Origin of the sequence: Variovorax sp. UMC13, from assembly GCF_014170375.1 — a bacterium.
Lineage (GTDB): Bacteria > Pseudomonadota > Gammaproteobacteria > Burkholderiales > Burkholderiaceae_C > Variovorax.
Genome location: NZ_LZZW01000018.1, coordinates 345,046 through 362,177, shown reverse-complemented (window position 1 = coordinate 362,177; position 17,132 = coordinate 345,046). Strand labels below are relative to the sequence as shown.

At 69.7% G+C, this 17,132-nt stretch carries 21 protein-coding genes; 6 read left to right on the top strand and 15 right to left on the bottom strand.

The window, feature by feature from the left end; all coding sequences use genetic code 11:
* Window positions 1–537, bottom strand: a complete 537-nt coding sequence (locus A9977_RS16445; protein ID WP_183025928.1) for a tripartite tricarboxylate transporter TctB family protein — start codon at window positions 535–537, stop codon at window positions 1–3.
* Between the two features lie 184 nt (window positions 538–721).
* A complete protein-coding gene (locus A9977_RS16440) occupies window positions 722–1,681 on the bottom strand; it encodes a tripartite tricarboxylate transporter substrate binding protein (protein ID WP_183025927.1) in 960 nt (319 codons plus the stop codon).
* A 120-nt stretch (window positions 1,682–1,801) separates the two neighbouring features.
* On the opposite strand from A9977_RS16440, the gene A9977_RS16435 reads away from it, so the two are divergent.
* Genes A9977_RS16435 through A9977_RS16425 form a run of 3 tightly spaced genes read left to right on the top strand, consistent with a single transcriptional unit; the run spans window position 1,802 to window position 4,322 of the window.
* Entirely contained in the window at window positions 1,802–2,488 is a 687-nt protein-coding gene (locus tag A9977_RS16435) for a response regulator transcription factor (RefSeq protein ID WP_183025926.1), read from the top strand.
* Complete coding sequence (locus A9977_RS16430) at window positions 2,488–3,894, top strand: sensor histidine kinase (protein ID WP_183025925.1); 1,407 nt, start codon at window positions 2,488–2,490, stop codon at window positions 3,892–3,894. The genes A9977_RS16435 and A9977_RS16430 overlap by 1 nt, the downstream gene beginning before the upstream one ends.
* Window positions 3,895–3,902: 8 nt before the next feature.
* Window positions 3,903–4,322, top strand: coding sequence for an RNA-binding S4 domain-containing protein (locus A9977_RS16425; protein WP_183025924.1), 420 nt, complete (start codon window positions 3,903–3,905; stop codon window positions 4,320–4,322).
* A 22-nt stretch (window positions 4,323–4,344) separates the two neighbouring features.
* On the opposite strand, the gene A9977_RS16420 is transcribed toward A9977_RS16425, so the two are convergent.
* The 9 genes from A9977_RS16420 to A9977_RS16385 form a co-directional block, all read right to left on the bottom strand.
* Window positions 4,345–4,893 (bottom strand): GNAT family N-acetyltransferase, encoded by a 549-nt coding sequence (locus A9977_RS16420; protein ID WP_183025923.1) that lies wholly within the window; start codon window positions 4,891–4,893, stop codon window positions 4,345–4,347.
* Window positions 4,890–5,885 (bottom strand): succinylglutamate desuccinylase/aspartoacylase family protein, encoded by a 996-nt coding sequence (locus tag A9977_RS16415; protein WP_183025922.1) that lies wholly within the window; start codon window positions 5,883–5,885, stop codon window positions 4,890–4,892. The genes A9977_RS16420 and A9977_RS16415 overlap by 4 nt, the downstream gene beginning before the upstream one ends.
* A gap of 5 nt (window positions 5,886–5,890) precedes the next feature.
* A complete protein-coding gene (locus A9977_RS16410; protein ID WP_183025921.1) occupies window positions 5,891–7,369 on the bottom strand; it encodes a sodium:solute symporter in 1,479 nt (492 codons plus the stop codon).
* Window positions 7,366–7,581 (bottom strand): DUF3311 domain-containing protein, encoded by a 216-nt coding sequence (locus A9977_RS16405; protein WP_183025920.1) that lies wholly within the window; start codon window positions 7,579–7,581, stop codon window positions 7,366–7,368. The genes A9977_RS16410 and A9977_RS16405 overlap by 4 nt, the downstream gene beginning before the upstream one ends.
* 94 nt (window positions 7,582–7,675) lie before the next feature.
* Window positions 7,676–9,106, bottom strand: coding sequence for an NAD-dependent succinate-semialdehyde dehydrogenase (locus A9977_RS16400; RefSeq protein WP_183025919.1), 1,431 nt, complete (start codon window positions 9,104–9,106; stop codon window positions 7,676–7,678).
* 53 nt (window positions 9,107–9,159) lie between these two features.
* On the bottom strand, window positions 9,160–9,345 hold the full coding sequence (locus A9977_RS34310) for a hypothetical protein (RefSeq protein WP_259651991.1): 186 nt from the start codon (window positions 9,343–9,345) through the stop codon (window positions 9,160–9,162).
* Window positions 9,346–9,381: 36 nt separating this feature from the next.
* A complete protein-coding gene (locus A9977_RS16395) occupies window positions 9,382–10,380 on the bottom strand; it encodes an MFS transporter (RefSeq protein WP_259651990.1) in 999 nt (332 codons plus the stop codon).
* A gap of 17 nt (window positions 10,381–10,397) precedes the next feature.
* Window positions 10,398–10,898, bottom strand: coding sequence for a flavin reductase (locus A9977_RS16390; protein ID WP_183025918.1), 501 nt, complete (start codon window positions 10,896–10,898; stop codon window positions 10,398–10,400).
* 32 nt (window positions 10,899–10,930) lie between these two features.
* Window positions 10,931–12,298 carry an LLM class flavin-dependent oxidoreductase gene (locus tag A9977_RS16385; protein WP_183025917.1) on the bottom strand — a complete coding sequence of 456 codons (1,368 nt, stop codon included), beginning with the start codon at window positions 12,296–12,298 and terminating at the stop codon, window positions 10,931–10,933.
* Window positions 12,299–12,428: 130 nt separating this feature from the next.
* On the opposite strand from A9977_RS16385, the gene A9977_RS16380 reads away from it, so the two are divergent.
* Together A9977_RS16380 and A9977_RS16375 are read left to right on the top strand one after the other, a co-directional pair.
* Entirely contained in the window at window positions 12,429–12,986 is a 558-nt protein-coding gene (locus tag A9977_RS16380; protein WP_183025916.1) for a helix-turn-helix domain-containing protein, read from the top strand.
* A gap of 117 nt (window positions 12,987–13,103) precedes the next feature.
* Window positions 13,104–13,292 (top strand): hypothetical protein, encoded by a 189-nt coding sequence (locus A9977_RS16375; RefSeq protein WP_183025915.1) that lies wholly within the window; start codon window positions 13,104–13,106, stop codon window positions 13,290–13,292.
* 21 nt (window positions 13,293–13,313) lie between these two features.
* On the opposite strand, the gene A9977_RS16370 is transcribed toward A9977_RS16375, so the two are convergent.
* Window positions 13,314–13,547, bottom strand: coding sequence for a hypothetical protein (locus A9977_RS16370; protein WP_220811826.1), 234 nt, complete (start codon window positions 13,545–13,547; stop codon window positions 13,314–13,316).
* Between the two features lie 299 nt (window positions 13,548–13,846).
* On the opposite strand from A9977_RS16370, the gene A9977_RS16365 reads away from it, so the two are divergent.
* Window positions 13,847–14,230 carry a hypothetical protein gene (locus tag A9977_RS16365; RefSeq protein WP_183025913.1) on the top strand — a complete coding sequence of 128 codons (384 nt, stop codon included), beginning with the start codon at window positions 13,847–13,849 and terminating at the stop codon, window positions 14,228–14,230.
* Between the two features lie 100 nt (window positions 14,231–14,330).
* Here A9977_RS16365 and A9977_RS16360 read toward each other — a convergent pair whose 3' ends face one another.
* The 3 genes from A9977_RS16360 to A9977_RS16350 all read right to left on the bottom strand — a co-directional run bounded on the left by A9977_RS16360 (window position 14,331) and on the right by A9977_RS16350 (window position 17,092).
* A complete protein-coding gene (locus A9977_RS16360; RefSeq protein WP_183025912.1) occupies window positions 14,331–14,603 on the bottom strand; it encodes a hypothetical protein in 273 nt (90 codons plus the stop codon).
* A gap of 273 nt (window positions 14,604–14,876) precedes the next feature.
* Window positions 14,877–15,095 (bottom strand): hypothetical protein, encoded by a 219-nt coding sequence (locus A9977_RS16355; protein ID WP_183025911.1) that lies wholly within the window; start codon window positions 15,093–15,095, stop codon window positions 14,877–14,879.
* Window positions 15,096–15,223: 128 nt separating this feature from the next.
* Window positions 15,224–17,092, bottom strand: coding sequence for a bifunctional diguanylate cyclase/phosphodiesterase (locus A9977_RS16350; protein WP_183025910.1), 1,869 nt, complete (start codon window positions 17,090–17,092; stop codon window positions 15,224–15,226).
* Window positions 17,093–17,132: the final 40 nt, after the last annotated feature.

Below are 17,132 nucleotides of genomic sequence, written 5' to 3'. Positions count from 1 at the left end.
TCAGAGCCACCCGGTGGAAGTCAGGCCCGGCAGGTTGATGGCCAGGAATTTCGTGAAGGTCCAGAACACGGGCGCCGCGATCAACGCGCCGGTGACGGCGTCGATGACCCAGGTGCGCGGCGCGTTCACGCCCGGCTGCCCGCTCGCGCGGCGCAGTCCCTGCACCGCCATCACGTAGCACAGCGTGCAGCTCAGGATGAAGCCCAGCGAGGTGATCAGCGCCGCGTTGAGCAAGAGCCCCGCCGACACCCAGACGAAGCCGGGCCAGTAGGCGCCCTCGGCCCCCGTGGGCGCATCGAGCTCGCGGAAGCCGCCGGTGCGCGCTTCCCAGAGGATCCAGGCGCCGCACAGCATCAGCACGATCGACACCAGCCAGGGCAGGAAGTTGGGCCCGACGCCGCCGTAGCCGGCCTCGGACGAAATGTCGATGGCCCCGAAGGCCAGCGCCATGCCGGTCAGCAGCACACCCGCGCCGACCAGCGTCTGCGGCCACAGCGCCGCAGCAGGCGACGCGACCGAGGATTCTGGAGTTGTCATTTTTTGCTCCCACAGTCGTGGAAAAAATAGAAAGGCTCCCGCTAGAAGCCAAGGCAATGCGCACGAAGTGCGCGAGCCCGAAGAACACCAGGGACACCGCGGAACCGGCTCTGCCGGGCCGCCGGTGTCGCCCCCGGATGGGGGAAGGGAAGCGACACGAAGTGCGCGCCCCCTCGGGGGCGAGTCAGATCATTCCGGACTTGGCCATGATCGCCCGCAGGCTCGCGAAGTCGTCGTCGACGAACTTGGCGAAGGCGTCGCCGGTCAGCACCGACGAGGTCCAGTCGTTCTTCTTCAGCGCCTCGGCCCAGGCGCCGCTCTTGAGCGCCGCCTGCAGCATGTCGATGGCGGCCTTGCGCTGGTCGGCCGTCAGGCCCGGTGCGCCGTAGACGCCGCGCCAGTTGCCGATCTCCACGTCGATGCCCAGTTCCTTGAGCGTGGGCACGTCGATGCCGGGCAGCCGCTTGGCCGAGGTGACGGCGATGGCGCGCATCTTGCCGGTCGCGATGTATTCGGCGAATTCGCTGTAGCCGCTGCCGCCCACCGTGACGTTGCCGCCCAGGATGGCCGCGGTGGCCTCGCCGCCGCCGCGGAAGGCCACGTAGTTGATCTTCGACGGGTCGGCGCCGACCTTCTGCGCGATCATGGCCGCGGCGATATGCTCGGTGGAACCGCGCGAACCGCCGCCCCACTTGACGCTGCCCGGGTCCTTCTTGAGCTGCTCGACCACGTCCTTCATGGTCTTCAACGGCGAATTGGCCGGCAGCACGAACACGTTGTATTCGGTGGTGATGCGCGCGAGCGGCGTGGCCTGCTCGAGCTTGACCGGCGGCTTGCCGGTGATGATGCCGCCCAGCATGACCGAGCCCATGACCATCAGCGCATTCGGATCGCCCTTGGAACCGTTGACGAACTGCGCCAGGCCCAGCGCGCCCGCGGCGCCGCCCTTGTTGTCGTAGGTCACGGTGTCGGCGACCTTGGCATCGGTCAGGGCCTTGCCCAGCGCGCGCCCGGTGGTGTCCCAGCCGCCGCCGGGGTTGGCCGGAATCATCATCTTGACGTTGGGTGCGGCATGGGCCGACAGGGGCAAGGCGCCCGCCGCGGCCAGTGCGGCCAGTGACTTCAAAAAGGTATCGCGACGCATCGTATGTCTCCTTATGCCATGGAAGCTGAGTAGAACCTGAACGCCGCTATGATGCGCCGCCCCGCTGTCAGTTGGCTGTCCGCCGAACTGGGGTAAACACCTGCCTCCCCTCCTTCCTTCATGAAGCTGCTGCTCGTCGAAGACGACCCCACCATGCAGACCACGCTGCAACGCACGCTGGGCCGCCGCCGCATCGACGTGCGGGTCTGCGGCGACGGCGCGCTGGCGGTGGCCCAGTGGCAGGCGCTGGAGCCCGACGTGGTGGCGCTCGACCTCAACCTGCCCAACCTCGACGGCCTGCAGGTGCTGGCGCGGGCGCGCGCCGCCGGCCTGCGCACGCCGGTGCTGCTGCTGACCGCCCGCGGCACGGTGGGCGACCGCATCGTCGGCCTCAACGCCGGTGCCGACGACTACCTGCCCAAGCCCTTTGACCTCGACGAGCTGGAGGCGCGGTTGCGCGCCCTGCGCCGGCGCCACCAGGGCGCCGAGGCGGGCGCGCCGCCCGACGGCCCGCGGCCCGTGGGCGGCCTGCGCTACGAGGCCGACAGCGGCGCCATCTACCACCGCGCCGAGGTGCTGGAACTCACGCCGCGCGAGCTGGCGCTGCTCAAGGCGTTGATGACCAACCCGGGCCACGCCGTGGCGAAGGAACGGCTGTTCGAACTGGTGTTCCCCGGCGAGGTCGACGTGCAGTACGAGGCTGTGGAGGTGGTGGTCTACCGCCTGCGCAAGAAGCTCGCCGGCACCGGCGCCGCGCTCATGACGCTGCGCGGGCTGGGCTACCTGCTGCGCGAAGAGAAATCCTGATGGTCGAACGCGCGTCCTCGCTGCGCGCCCGCCTGCTGCTCGGCATCCTGGTGCCGGTGGCGGTGGTGATCGCGATCAACAGCGTGAGCCTCTACCGCCAGAGCCTGGCGGCCGCCACGCTGGCCTACGACCGCACGCTGCTGGCCTCGGCCAAGACCATCGGCGAGCAGCTCGACGTGGTGGGCTACGACGATGCCGCGGTGCTGCGCGCCGTGGTGCCCTACTCCGCGCTCGAGGCCTTCGAGGCCGACAACCAGAGCCGGATGTACTACCGCGTGTCCAGCATGCGCGGCGAGATGATCTCGGGTTTCGACGAGCTGCCCTTCTGGCGCGGCCAGCTGCCGATCCGGCCGCCCTATGCCTCGCTGGTCGATTTCTACGACGCCGAGTTCCGCGCGCACCCGGTGCGCGTGGCGGTGCTGCTGCAGCCGGTGGCGAGCTCGACCGGCCGCGGCATGGCCGTGGTGCAGGTGGCCGAGACCCTGGAGCTGCGCGAGACGCTGGCGCGCAAGCTGCTGCTCGACACCCTGTGGCGCCAGGCCGTGCTGATGGGCGTGATCGCGGCGGTGACCGCGCTGGTGGTGCAGCGCGCCACGCGCGCGGTGCGCACGCTGGGCGAGGCCATAGAGGCGCGCCCGGCCGACGACCTGTCGCCCATCGATGCGGCTGGCGCGCCGCGCGAACTGCGCCCGCTGGTCGAGGCCACCACCCGCGTGATGGGCCGGCTGCAGGCCCTGCTCGACCACCAGAAACGCTTCGTGCGCGACAGCGCGCACCAGCTGCGCACGCCGCTGGCGGTGCTCACCGCCCAGGTGCAGTCGGCCCGCCGCGGCGACGTGCCGGCCGACCAGGCCCTGGGCGAGATCGCCGACACGGTGACGCGCGCCACCCTGCTGGCCAACCAGATGCTGTCGCTGGCCAAGGTGGAGCAGCTGCGCCAGCAGCCCGAATCGAGCACCCTGGATTTCGGCGAGATGGTGCGCCAGGTGGCGCTCGACATCTCGCCGCTGATCGCCGACCGCGCGCTCGACTTCGACCTCGACGCCATGGCCGTGCCGGTGCACGCGCACCGATGGATGCTGCAGGAGCTCGCGCGCAACCTGCTGCACAACGCCATCAAGCACAGCCCGGCCGGCGGCGAGCTCTCGGTGCAGGTGCGCGCCGATGGCGAGCACGCCGTGCTGCGGGTGCGCGATGCCGGCCCCGGCATCTCCTCGGAATTGCGCCAGCGCCTGTTCGCGCCCTTCGCGGCCGGCGACATGGCCAGCGGCTCGGGATTGGGCCTGACGATCTGTCGGGAAATCGTGCATGCGCTGGGCGGCAGGATCACACTGGACAATCGGGTCAGCGACGGCCGCGTCGTCGGGCTCGATGCCATCGTGCATCTGCCGCTGGACAAAGGATAAGGACAGGAATGGACCGTCTGCGCATCGACAAATGGCTCTGGGCCGCGCGCTTCTACAAGACCCGCTCGCTGGCGGCCGAGGAGATCGGCAAGAACCGGGTGCAGGTCAACGGCGACGTGGCCAAGGCCTCGCGCGAGGTCAAGGCCGGCGACACCGTGGCCTTTCGCCAGGGGCCTGCCCATCGCACCGTGCGGGTGCTCGGCATCAGCGGCCAGCGCGGGCCGGCGCCGGTGGCGCAGCAGCTCTACGAGGAAACGCCCGAGAGCCTCGCGGCCCAGGCGGCGGCGCGCGAGCAGCGCCGCATGGGCAGCGAGCCGGCGCTGAGCATCGAGCAGGGCCGCCCGACCAAGAAGGACCGGCGCCACCTCGACGACGCCTCGCGCAGCTGGGGCTCGCGCTGGAGCGCCAGCGTCGACGACGACAGCTGAGGCCCTGTCGACGCCGGACCGTTCAGCCGTCCACCGGCTGCGCCGGCGTCTCCAGTTCGAGCTGGTAGAAGGCCGCATCCAGCCAGCGCCCGAACTTGAAGCCGACCTGGCCGAAGGTCCCGCAGTGGCTGAAGCCCAGCCGCTGGTGCAAGCCGATGCTCGCGCCGTTGCTGGCGTCGATGCACCCCACCAGCACATGCACCTCGGCCGCCCGCGCCCGTTCGATCAGGGCGGCCATCAGCAGCTTCCCCAGTCCCCGCCCCCGGTGCGCGGGATGCAGGTAGACGCTGTGCTCGACCGTGTACTTGTAGGCCGGAAAGGCCCGGAAGGTGCCCCAGCTGGCGAAGCCGGCCAGCCGACCCTCCGCGTCGACCGCACCGATCACCGGAAAGCCATGGGCCCGCTTGGTCGCGAACCAGGCGGCCATGGCTTCCGGCGGCCGGGGCACGTAGTCGTACAGCGCGGTCGAATGCACGATGGCGTCGTTCAGGATCGCCAGGATGGCACCCGCGTGCTCGGCCTCGGTGCAGTCGATCAGGCGAATGCCGGCGTCGGGGTTGGCGGTGTTCATGGAAGCTCCTCGGTTGAAACAGGCCGTGCGCGCCGGCGGCGTGCGAAGCGCACCACCGTGACGCCCGCGCGTGCCTGGCGCAGCGAGGGCATCACCAGCACGCAGTCGTCGTAGGGTGTCACGATCGGCTCGCCATTGAAACCGATGACCGTGCCCGCCGCCGGAATCACCTCGAGGCCCTGGAAGGGTTGCGAGAAGCGCACCGTCTCGTCGCGCGCCACCACGCCGCCCGTCACCTCGAGGACCCACTGGCCGTCGGCATCGGGCAAGCGCCAGCCGGGCAGCCCGGCGGCGCCGTCCGCCGCGTCGATGCTGCCTGCGGCCACCAGGAAGCGTGCGCACTGGTCCTGCGCCACGCGCCGGCTGTGCGGGTCGCCGTGGAAGCCGCACTCCACCAGCAGCGAGCGCGCGCCCGCGGCGATGCTCTCGGGCGTGCCGAAGCGGCCGAAGTCGCGCATCCGCACGCCGTCCTTGTGGCCGGCATCGACCACGATGTGCTCCGGCGAGGCCATGGCGACGGCCAAGTCGACGTTCGCTGCCGCCAGGCCGGTGAGCGTCAGCGGCAGCCCGGGCTCGTGCATCGAATGCAGGTCGAGCAGCCAGTCGGCGGCCTCGACGAAGGGCGCGAGCTCGGCGGCGCGGCGCCGTTCGAGGCTGGTCGGCTGGCGCAGGCGCTCGGGCCACCACTGCCGGTTGAGGTCTTCCTCGACGAAGCGCGCGGCATCCGGATTGGCAGGGTCGAAGCGGTCGAAGGCCGCGAGGTTGCAGAAGGCCAGCGTCAGGCGGCCGCGGCGCGGGCGCAGGCCCGCGTCGAGCAGGCCCTTGAGCGCCCAGGCGCCGCAGAGTTCGTTGCCGTGCACCAGCGCCGTGATCAGCACATGGCGCCCGGCGAGGCCCGAATCGAACTGCCAGACGCCTTCGACACCGGTGTTGCCGGCGCGCCAGCCGTCCAGATCCGGCGCTTCGAGCAGGAAGGGCACAGCGGGTTGCATGGCGTTCATCCTTGTTGTTGCTGCAGGCGCGGGCCGGCGTGGCGCGGCGCCCGGGTCAGCGCGGACACCACGATCAGCGTGAGCACGTTGAGCGTCAGGGCGACCATGCCCACGTTCAGGTCCTTCAGCGCGTCGGGCAGGAAGGGGAACAGCGTGGCGACCGACAGCTTGTTGAGCGACAACACGGCCACGGCGGCTTCGCCGACCAGGATGCTGGCGAAGGCCGCGACCTTGGTCACCGGGTTGACGCGCAGCAGGCTGGCGAGCAGCACCGGGAACAGCTGCGTCACCAGGCTGTAGGCCATCAGCAGCAGCGCCACGATGGTCTGCCCGCCCTGCAGCGTGAACCACAGCGCGACGCCCATCACCGCCGGCGCCATCAGCCGCGCCACGCTGATGATCCGGATCTGGCTGGAACGGGCGCGCAGCGGGCCGTAGATGTTGTTCGCCACCAGCGTGGCGGCCGCCATCAGGATCATCGAGCCGGGCACGATCGCGGTCAGCACGCCGGCCGCGCCGATCAGGCCCACCACCCAGGGGTCGAAGGTGGCCATCGAGATCTTGAACAGCGCCAGGTCGATGTCGGCGCCCTTGAGCCCGGGCACCTGCAGCACCGCAGCGAAGCCGACGAAAAAGATGAACAGCAGCATCAGCTGGTAGATCGGCAGCACGAAGGCGTTCTTGCGCAGGCCGCGCTCGCCCTTGGCCGAGAACGAGGCCATGAACATGTGCGGCCACATGTAGAAGCCCAGGGTGCTCAGCAGGATGGTCGAGACCATCCAGACCGCGCTCTCGCCCTTGGCCGGCAGGGCCAGGAAGCCGGGCTTGGCCTGCTCGATGGCCTCGAACATGTGGCCGATGCCGCCGTAGTAGTGGAAAGGCAGGTAGAGGCCGAGGAAGATCGCGACGCCCATCACGAGGATGTCCTTGAGCACCGAGGTCCAGGCCGAGCCGTGGATGCCCGAGACCATGACATAGGCCGTGATGACCAGCGCGCCGATCACCGTGCCCTGCGTCGAGCTGATCACCGAGTAGGAGGCGACGCTGACGATGATGCCCAGGCCGCGCAGCTGCAGCACCAGGTAGGGAATCAGCGCCACCGCACCGACCACCGCGACCAGGATGCCGAGTGCCGGGCTGTCGTACTTCGCGGCGAAGAAGTCCGGCTGCGAGACCAGCTTGCGCTGCTGCGCATAGCGCCAGATCGGCGGCAGCAGCCAATACGAGAGGATGAAGCACAGGCTGCCGTAGCCCAGCATGTAGTAGGCCGGCCCGCCGTGCCCATAGGCGTAGCCGCTGCCGCCGAGGAAGACGAAGGTGGTGTAGATCTCGCCGGCCATCAGCAGGAACACGATGGCGGTGCCGAAGCCGCGTCCGCCCACGGTCCACTGCTCGAGGTTCATGTCCTTGCCGCGCTGCGCCCGCAGGCCCAGCCAGAGCACCAGCGCGATGGTGAAGAAGATCAGGACGATGGAGATGTTCATTCGCCCTCTCCCACCGCGTGCTCGGGGCCGGCGTTGGCCGGATCGAGGCGGTAGACGATCGCCATCACGACCGAGGTCAGCACCAGGGTCAGCGACATCCAGGCCAGCAGGAAAGGCATGCCCAGCACCAGGGGTGCGACGCGGTTGCCGACGAAGGGACCCAGCAGCACCGATGCGACGGGCAGCAGGGCCAGAGAACGAAACCAACTCATTTTTGTCTCCTTGGTTGAAAAGGGGTGGCGTGCGAAGGCCACGGGATGCCTTGCGGCTCCCGGTGTGTCCTTCGAGGAACTTCGTGGCGGGTGCTCAGTGCACCTTGTGCGAGATCGACTTCGCGTGCGTGTAGCACTCGAGGCCCTCGGTGCCGCCTTCGCGGCCGTAGCCGCTGTCCTTGACGCCGCCGAAGGGGGTCTCGCTGACGGCCGACACCAGGTGGTTGAGGGCCAGGTTGCCGAGCTCGAGGCCTTCTCCCAGCGCGTGCGCATTCCGCGCCGATTCGGTGAAGGCATAGCCCGCGAGCCCGAAAGGCAGGCTGTTGGCCTTGGCGATCGCCTCGCCGAGGTTCGCCACGCGCGCGATCAGGCACAGCGGGCCGAAGGGTTCCTCGCGCATCGCCAGCGCATCGTCCGGCACCTCGGCCAGCACCGTCAGCGGGAAGTGGTAGCCCGTGCGGCCGATGCGATGGCCACCCGAGACCAGGCGCGCGCCGCGCGCCACCGCATCGTCGACCATGGCCTGCAGCGCCTCGAGGCGGCGGGCGTTGGTGACCGGGCCGATGTCGCTGCCGGGGGCGGTGCCGGGGCCGACGCGGACCGCATCGGCCTCGGCCTTGAAGGCCGCGACGAAGGCGTCGTAGACCGCGGCGTGCACATAGAAGCGGGTCGGCGCGACGCAGACCTGGCCCGCGTTGTTGAGCTTGCCCTTGACGCAGGCGATCGCGGCCGCGACCGGGTCGGCGTCCTCGCAGACGATCACCGGCGCATGGCCGCCGAGCTCCATGATCACCGGCTTCATGTGGCGGCCCGCCAGCTCGGCCAGGTGCTTGCCGACGGCGGTCGAGCCGGTGAAGGTGACCAGGCGCACCACCGGGTCGGCGATGAGCCGCGACGAGATCGCGGCCGGATCGCCGAACACCAGGTTGAGCACGCCGGGCGGCAGGCCCGCGTCGACGAAGGCCTGGGCCAGCAGCACGGCGCCCGCGGGCGTTTCCTCGGCCGCCTTGAGGATGATCGAACAGCCCGCGGCCAGCGCACCGCCGACCTTGCGCGCCGGCGAACTCATGGGGAAGTTCCAGGGCGTGAAGGCCGCCACCACGCCTGCGGGCTCGCGCACCACGGTGTGGCGCATGCCGGGCTCGGCCGGGATCACGCGGCCGTAGAGCCGGCGGCCCTCCTCCGCGTCCCAGGCGATCAGGTCGCAACCGCGCAGCACCTCCGCCCGGGCCTGCGCCAGCGGCTTGCCCTGCTCCAGCGTGATCGCCAGGGCGATGGTCTCGACCCGCTCGCGCATCAGGGCCGCGGCCTGCAGCATGACGCTGGCGCGCTGTTGCGGCGCGGTGCGGCGCCAGACGGCCAGGCCGCGCGCGGCCGAGGCGAGCGCGGCATCGATGTCGTCGGGGCCGGCCACCGGCACCCGGCCGATCTCGGCCTCGTCCGAAGGGTTGAGCACCGGGCGGCTGTCGGCGCAGCGCCGCCATTGGTTGTCGATCAGCAGGCGGATTTCGGGATAGGCACTCATGATTCGCGTCGCGTGGAGGTCGGAGAAAAGAAGAAGTCGAGGCGGCGGCGCCGCTAGCGCCTGCCGCCGGCCAGCCGCAGGGCCTGGGGCCGCTGCCGCAGGCGGAACATCGCCACGCAGCCGAGCAAGGGCCCGATGGCCAGCATGCCGAAGGCGCCCGGCCAGCTCGCGAGGGCGACCACGTGCGGCACCAGGTGGATGCTGACCAGGGTCAGCAGGAAGCCGGCGCAGGTCTGCACCGTCAGCAGGGTGCCGACCGAGGACGGCTCGGCCAGCTAGGCGATGCTGGCCGAGAACTGCGCGGAATCGGCGATCACGCTCACGCCCCAGACCAGCGCCACCGGGATCACCACCCAGGGCGAGGCGCCCAGCAGCCAGCCCATCAGCAGCGCGCAGGCGGCGCTGGTGGCCATGGCGGCGATGGTGACGGCGGTGCGGCCGATGCGGTCGGCCAGCACGCCGCCGCCCCAGGCGCCGAGCACGCCCGCCGCCACGGTGGCGAAGGTCCAGAGGCTGGCGCTGTGGCCGGCGTCGGCCATGCCGTTGAGGCTGAAGCTGGCCTGCAGGAAGACCGCGAGCCAGGCCCACATCGCATAGAGCTCCCACATGTGGCCGAGGTAGCCCAGGTTGGCCAGCCGCACGGCCGGGTCGCGCCAGGCCTGGGTGAAGGCCGACAGGTCCAGCCGCGCGGCCCGCTTCATGTGCGGCCCGAGTTCGCAGGCCAGCACCGCCAGCCCCGACAGCGCGGCGCAGGCCGCGGCGACGGCATAGACCCAGCGCCAGTCGAGCCCGCCGCTGGCCGCCAGCAGGTGCGGGCTGGCCGAGCCCAGAGTCAGCGCACCGACCAGCAGGCCGATCAGCAGGCCCAGGTCGCCACGCGCCCAGGTGGCGGCCAGGCGCATGCCGACCGGGTAGACGCCGGCCATGCACATCCCGGTGAGAAAACGCAGCGCATAGACCAGCGTGCCGGTCGGCGGCAGGAACACCAGCCAGGCGGTCGCGGCCGCGGCCACCAGGGCCGAGCCCATGAACAGCCGGCGCGGATCAAAGCGGTCGGCCAGCGAGAACAGCGCGCTCAGGATGGTGCCGACCACGAAGCCGGCCTGTAGCGAACTGGTCAGCAGCGCCGCGGCCTGCGCGCTCACGGCCTGGCTCTGCTTGACCGTCGCCACCACCGAGGCCGAGGAGAACCAGACCGTCATGGCGCCGACCTCGCACAGCAGCAGGATGGCCAGCGAGCGGGCCTTGTGGCGGTAGGGGTCGACCATGGGCATCGGCTCGGTGGCGGGGTTCAGCGCAGGGCCGAGGTGGCCTGGTTGAGCCGGTGGTAGCCGCGCCCGAAATACACCAGGCCGTCGCCGCGCTCGGCGGTGCGCACCGCCTTCACGGTGCAGGAAAACACCGTGTGCGTGCCGACCTCCATCGCCGAGACGATCTCGCAATCGAGCGAGGCCAGCGCATCGCGCAGCGCCGGCGCGCCGGTGGCCAGCACATCCCACTGCGCCAGGCCGAAGCGCTCGTCGGCGCTGATGTTCTTGGTGGCGAAGCGCTCCGCGATGCCGCGCTGGTCGGCCGAGAGCACGTTGACGCACAGCGCGCCGGCCGCCTTGAAGGCCGCGTTGTTCTGGCTGCTGCGGTTGATGCAGACCAGCAGCGTCGGCGGCTCGTCGGTCACGCTGCAGACGGCCGAGACCGTGCAGCCCACGCGGCCCTCGGCGGCGTGGCCGGTGATGACGTTCACGGCGGCGCCGAGGTTGGCCATCGCTTCCTTGTAGCTTTGCTTGTCGAGCATGTCGTCTCCTGCCAATGAATAGGGGCTGGGGCTCAGGCCGCGGCGGGCCGGCGGTGCTGGGCCACCGGGTGGCTGGCCGGGAGGCGGTCCTGGCCGAACAACTTGCCGCGCAGCGAGCCTTCGGCATAGCGGGTCTTGTAGACGCCGCGTTCCTGCAGCAGCGGCACCACCAGCGCGATGAAGTCGTCGAAGCACTCGGGCACCACGGTGCGCGAGAGGTTGAAACCGTCGACGTCGGCCTCGGTGGTCCAGGCGATCAGGGCATCGGCGATCTGTTCGGCCGAGCCGACCATCGGCGGCTGGCGGCTGCCCAGCACCATCTGTTCGAGCAGCTTGCGGCGGGTCCATTGCGGGCCGGCGCTGCGCGTCATGGCCTCGACGTTGGACACGATGGCTTGGCTCTTGCCGGTCTCGATCGGCTCGTCGATGTCGTACTTGGCGAAGTCGATGCCCATCGACGCCGCGGCATGGGCCAGCGCCGCCTCGGAGCTCACGTAGCGGCGGTACTCGGCGTACTTCTCCTGCGCTTCGGCCTCGGTCCGCCCGGTCACCACGGTGGCGCCGAGGAAGACCTTGATGTCGCTGCCGGCGCGCCCGCGCTGCACCGCCTGCTGGCGGATGTCGTCGACGATCTTCTTCACGCCCGGCTTGCTCTGGCCGTTGACGAACACGCATTCGGCATGGGTCGCGGCAAAGCGCGAGCCGCGCGCCGACGAGCCGGCCTGGTAGAGCACCGGCGTGCGCTGCGGCGAGGGTTCGCTCAGGTGCATGGCGTCGACCTTGTACTGCGGCCCCTGGTGGTGCACCGCGTGCACCCGGGCCGGGTCGGCGTAGAGGCCGCGGGCCTTGTCGGCCAGCACGGCGCCGTCTTCCCAGCTGCCTTCCCAGAGCTTGTAGACCAGCGCCATGTACTCGTCGGCCAGGTCGTAGCGGTCGTCGTGCGCGGTCTGGCCGGTGAGGCCGACGGCGCGCGCGGCGCTGTCCAGGTAGCCGGTGACGATGTTCCAGCCGATGCGCCCGCCGGTCAGGTGGTCGAGCGTGGACATGCGGCGCGCGAAGAGGTAGGGAGTCTCGTAGGTCAGGTTGGCCGTCACGCCGAAGCCCAGGTGCCGGGTCGCAGCGGCCATGGCCGGGATCAGCAGGGTCGGGTCGTTGACCGGCACCTGGACCGCGCCGCGCAGGGCCGCGTCGGCGTTGCCGCCGAGCACGTCATAGACCCCCACCACGTCGGCGAAGAAGATGCCGTCGAACAGGCCGGCCTCAAGGCGACGTGCGTAGTCGGTCCAGTAGTGGATGTCGAGGTAGCGCGCCGACTGGTCGCGGGGGTGCGTCCACAAGCCCTGCTGGATGTGGCCCACGCAGTTCATGTCGAAGGCGTTCAGATGGATTTCACGGCGCATGTCTCTCTCCTTGTGGCGGTGCATCGCGGCGAAAGCTGGCGCTGGCGCCACGGCGATGGGTGTTCAGTTCGTCCATCATAGTAGACGATCAACTACTTTGAAAGATTTTTTTTTGATCCAATAGCGGCACATGAACGACGACCCCACCGACGCGATCTCGGCTTCCATCAAGAAAGAACGGGTGGCGCGCGGCCTGTCGCTGGCCGACCTGTCGGAGCGTTCCGGCGTCTCCAAGGCCATGATCAGCAAGATCGAACGCGGCGAGGCCAGCCCCACGGCCACCGTGCTCGGCAAGCTCTCGGGGGCGTTCGGGATGGCGCTGTCGGCGCTGCTGGCACTGGCCGAGAAACAGGGGGAGCGGATCAGCGTGCGGGCGACGCAGCCGGTCTGGCGCGATCCCGAGACCGGCTACCTGCGGCGCGCGCTCTCGCCGCCCGACCACGGGATGCTCGAGCTGCTCGAGATCGAACTGCCGGCCAACGTGCGGGTGCCCTACCCCGCCACCGCCTTCGTGTTCCAGCACCAGCAGATCCTCGTCACCGAGGGCACGCTGGAGTTCCAGGAAGGCACCACGGTCCACAGGCTGAACCACGGGGATTGCCTGCAGCTGGGCCCGCCGGTCGACTGCAGCTTCTTCAACCCCGGCCAGAAGGTCTGCAGGTACCTGGTCGCCCTGGTGCGGCGCTGAGCGTGGGCATCGGCCATCGCGCCGACCGGCCTAGCCAAACGGCGTATTGAAGTGCGGCATGGCGCAGCGCAGACTGCCCTCCCAGCCCCCGCCCCGGGCGCCATTCGAGGACACACCATGCAAACACTGTCGAATGCGGAATTCTTGGCCCTCTGGTTCGCGTTGGCCGTGGTGGGGCTCGGCGCGGTGATTGCATTCGCGCGTCCGAACGGCCCCCTGACGGACGCGCTGGCGCGGCGCGTCAGGCGCTCGATCGCCACCCTGCAGGAGGGCTCGACCAGCGTCCACGAAGGCTCGTCGACCTAGGGCACCGGTCGCGCCGCTGGTTCAGCGCGAGCGCAGCACCGGAAATCGCTTGACCATCTGCCGCCCGAGCGGCGTGACGGCGGTCACCGTGGCGGGCGGCTGGTCGTGGCCCGACAGCGTGCGCACGGGCAAGGGAATCGTCGCCTTGATATGGCCCGCGAGCTGGAGCACGCGCAAGCCGTCGACGTCCTTTCCAGGGAAGACGGTGACCGGCAGGCGGGATTGGGCGAGTTGATGGAGCAGGTGGAGTGACACCCGTCGAGTATCGCGTTGCGGCATGTCACGCCACGCCGGGCACCGGTCAGGAATCGTGCGCAGCCGAGGCAAATTGCAGCCCTCGACCGCCTTCTTTCAGGCCCTCCCGCGAGCGATGAATACCAAAGAATTCACCTTTGCCCTCGCGTCCCTTGACCCTTCCCTTCCGCGTCCCCCACAGGCCTCGCCATGCAGCGAAAGCGCCTGCCCTCCCCCGTGAACAAAGCCCGCTGCCGTGAAGAAGTTAACATTGGGTAACAGTTCGACGCGAACATACTGGTGCGTCAACCGGAGATCTTATGAGTCAGTGGGAATTGGAATTTGCAGAAGCCGTCGCAGCGCTGGAAGCGGCCTACAAGGCCGACCAGCGCGCGTACGACGAGCTGCGCGACCCGCTGAAGGCGTCCTGGGCCCTGCTGCCGACCTGGATGTGGCCGGAACCGGACCGCGTGGGCCAGATGCTCAAGGCACGCAATGCGCTGATCGCGGCCGAAGACGGGGTGCGCGAGCTGGTCAAGCGCCAGAGCGTCGCGGTGCGCAACACGCGCGCGCGGCGCCAGACGATGTACCAGCAGCGCGCCTTCGCACAGACCTCCACCGGTGAAGTCTCGCAGGCGGGCGAACTGTCGGTGTCGGTCCGTCAAGCGTCCGATGGCCCCACGCCCGTCCCGCCGAGCGCCTGACGGAACATCGCAACGGGCCAGATGAAGCAAGGCCGACCCATTCCTTCGAATGGGTCGGCCTTTTTTTCGCTACGGTCCGGACCGCGCTGGCCCGGCGGGATCACTGCAGCGTGGTGTGCTGCAGGTCGATCGAGGGACTGATGAACATGGGGGAGACGGCGCCGCCGCGGCGCGGTCCGGTCTGGCCGCACACGGCCTGCAATGCGATGTAGCCGGCGGCCAGTGCCGAGTGGTAGCTGCTCGCGGGCGCTTCCGCCGAATCGATGGGCTCGTAGATGCCGGCGTCGTCGTTCTCCTCCTGGAGCACCCAGAAGTACATGCCGGGCCACGGCTCGTCGACGGTCAGTGCAATGCGGCGAAGATCGGTCGTCATGTCTTTTTCCAGCTTGAACGAGGGATGGCGAGCGTCGGCGAGGGCCCGATTGCGTGAGGCATTTTGTTCTCACTTAACAATCTGTGACAAACCTCGCCGGCACCCCGATTAAGCCGTTCTTTCGCCTGGAATGCACGGGCCCCAGGGCGGTCCGACCCCGCAATCAGTGACAAATCCCGCGTTTTTCAAGAAACTTTAGTTCTCTTTTTGATCGGGAATACGCTCCGCAGGCTGCGCACCAGGAAACCGGAGAGCCCAGCCTCGGCCGCCCCCTCAGTTGGCCGCGGGTCCCGGGCCTGCCGGCGGCGGGAAGCCCAGCTCGTCGAGCGTGGGCGCCATGCCCGCGGCCGCCCGCACGGCCAGCACCGAGGCCAGGGCCGCATCGTGGTCGGCGAAGGCCTGCGCGCTGCGCGCGAAGAGCGCGTTGTCGTGTCTGGAGCGAAGCTCCCAGAACCATTGGTTCCCCGAGCCGTTGTGGACGACGAATTGCATGACATCTCCTCGTGAACAGGTCGCCGAGTGTCCGCGCAAAGCCGGCCGCGCGGCGAGGTCGCGGGCAACTTTTCCGGCCATGTCTTGCGCTGGATCAAGCTTTGGCGAGATCGCGGGCGCTTTTTCGCTCAGGCCACCGGGGCCGCCTGCCACCGGCTCGCGCAGTCCTGCGCCAGCAGCGGCCGGCTGAAGTAGAAGCCCTGCACCAGGCGGCAGCCGATGGAGCGCACGAAGGCCAGGTGCTCGGCCGTCTCGACGCCCTCCGCGATGATCTCCAGGTCGAGCTCCTCGGCCAGCCTGCAGATGGCGCGCACGATCACCGCGTTGCGCGGATCGGTGTGGCCAGCCTGCATGAAGGACTGGTCGATCTTGATCTTGTCGAGCTCGAAACGCCGCAGGTAGCTCAGCGAGGCGAAGCCGGTGCCGAAATCGTCGAGCGCGACCTGCACGCCCAGGCGCCGGAAGCGGCTGATGATGCCGGCCGCGTTGTTGTGCAGCAGCACGCTCTCGGTGATCTCGAAGATCACCCGTTCGGGCCGGATGGCGAAGCGCGCCAGCGCACGCTCCACGAACACGCAGAAGGTGGCATCGGCGAACTGCCGGGCCGAGAGGTTGATCGAGATGAAGACGTCGTCGGGCCAGGTGGCGGCGTCGCGGAAGGCCTCTTCCACCACCCAGCGCCCGATGGAGACGATCTGGCCGCTGCGCTCGGCCACCGGGATGAAATCGGCCGGCGATACATGGCCCAGTTCGGGGTGGGTCCAGCGCAGCAGCGCCTCGAAGCCGACGGTGCGGCCCCCGTCGACATCGACGATGGGCTGGAAGCGCAGATGGAATTCCGCGCGCTTCTCGGCTTCCGCCAGCCCCTGGCGCAGCCGCTGCTCGCGCAGCGCCCGGTCGCGCATCGCGGGATCGAAGAGCAGATGGCGCGCCCGCCCCGCGCCCTTGGCCGCGTAGAGCGCGATGTCGGCGCTCTTCATCAGGGCCCCGGCGTCGTCGGCCTCCCCCGCCGCCTTGAAGGCGATGCCCATGCTGGCGGTGGCCGTCAGGTGGGCGTCGCCCACGTCGAAGGGTGCGGCCAGCGACTTCGCGATGCGCTCGCAGCAGGCCTCGGCCCGTTCGCCCGCGCGGGGGCCCAGGAAAACGATCGCGAACTCGTCGCCGCCCAGCCGCGCCACCAGCTGCGCGCCATCGACGACCTCGGCCAGCCGCGCCGCGAACTGGATCAGGAAGACGTCGCCCGCGTCATGCCCGAAACGGTCGTTGATCTCCTTGAAATGGTCGATGTCGAGCAGCACGATCGCGCAGGCCCCGCCGGGCGGCTGGCTCGCCAGTGCGACGTTGAAGCCGTGCCGGTTCAGCACGCCGGTCAGGGCGTCGTGCCGCGCATCGCGGTCCGACCGGCGCTTGAGCCGCAGCACGAAGCCCATCAGCGCCAGGCCGACGAGCACCAGCACCACCACGATCACCGACACGCCGGCGATGACCCGGCCGAGGTTCTCCTGCTTGCGCGAGATGTTGTCGGTCAGCACGGTCTGCGCGCTCGAGGCAAGCCGCAGGATGCGGCCGTTCAGCGGCAGCAGTTCGCTCAGCACTTCGCGCGCCGCCGCGGGATCGCCGAGTTCGGCCAGCCGGGGCTCCACCCGATGGATCGCCGCCGCCGCATCGGCGTATTCGGCGGCGCCCTCCGGCACCTGGGTCAGCGCGGTGAAGGTCTCGCTGTTGCGGATGATCTCGAGGCGGTTGAGCAGGATCTGGTAGCGCAGCTCCACCTCGGCCTGGCTGGTCTGCGAGCCCGGCAGGAAGCGCTCGGCCACCGACAGCTCGAAGCGGAACAGCTCGGCCGACAGCTGGCCGCTCTCGATCGTGATGTTGAAGCGCGTCGACTGCGAGCTCCACATCAGGTAGTTGGCCAGCGTGACCGTCACCGCAATGCCTGCCACCACCAGCGCCACCACCGCCATCAGCACGGTTCGAAAGTGGCGCAGGGGTTTCAAGATCGCGATCCTTCATGGGCCGCGCGCACCGACGCCGTGG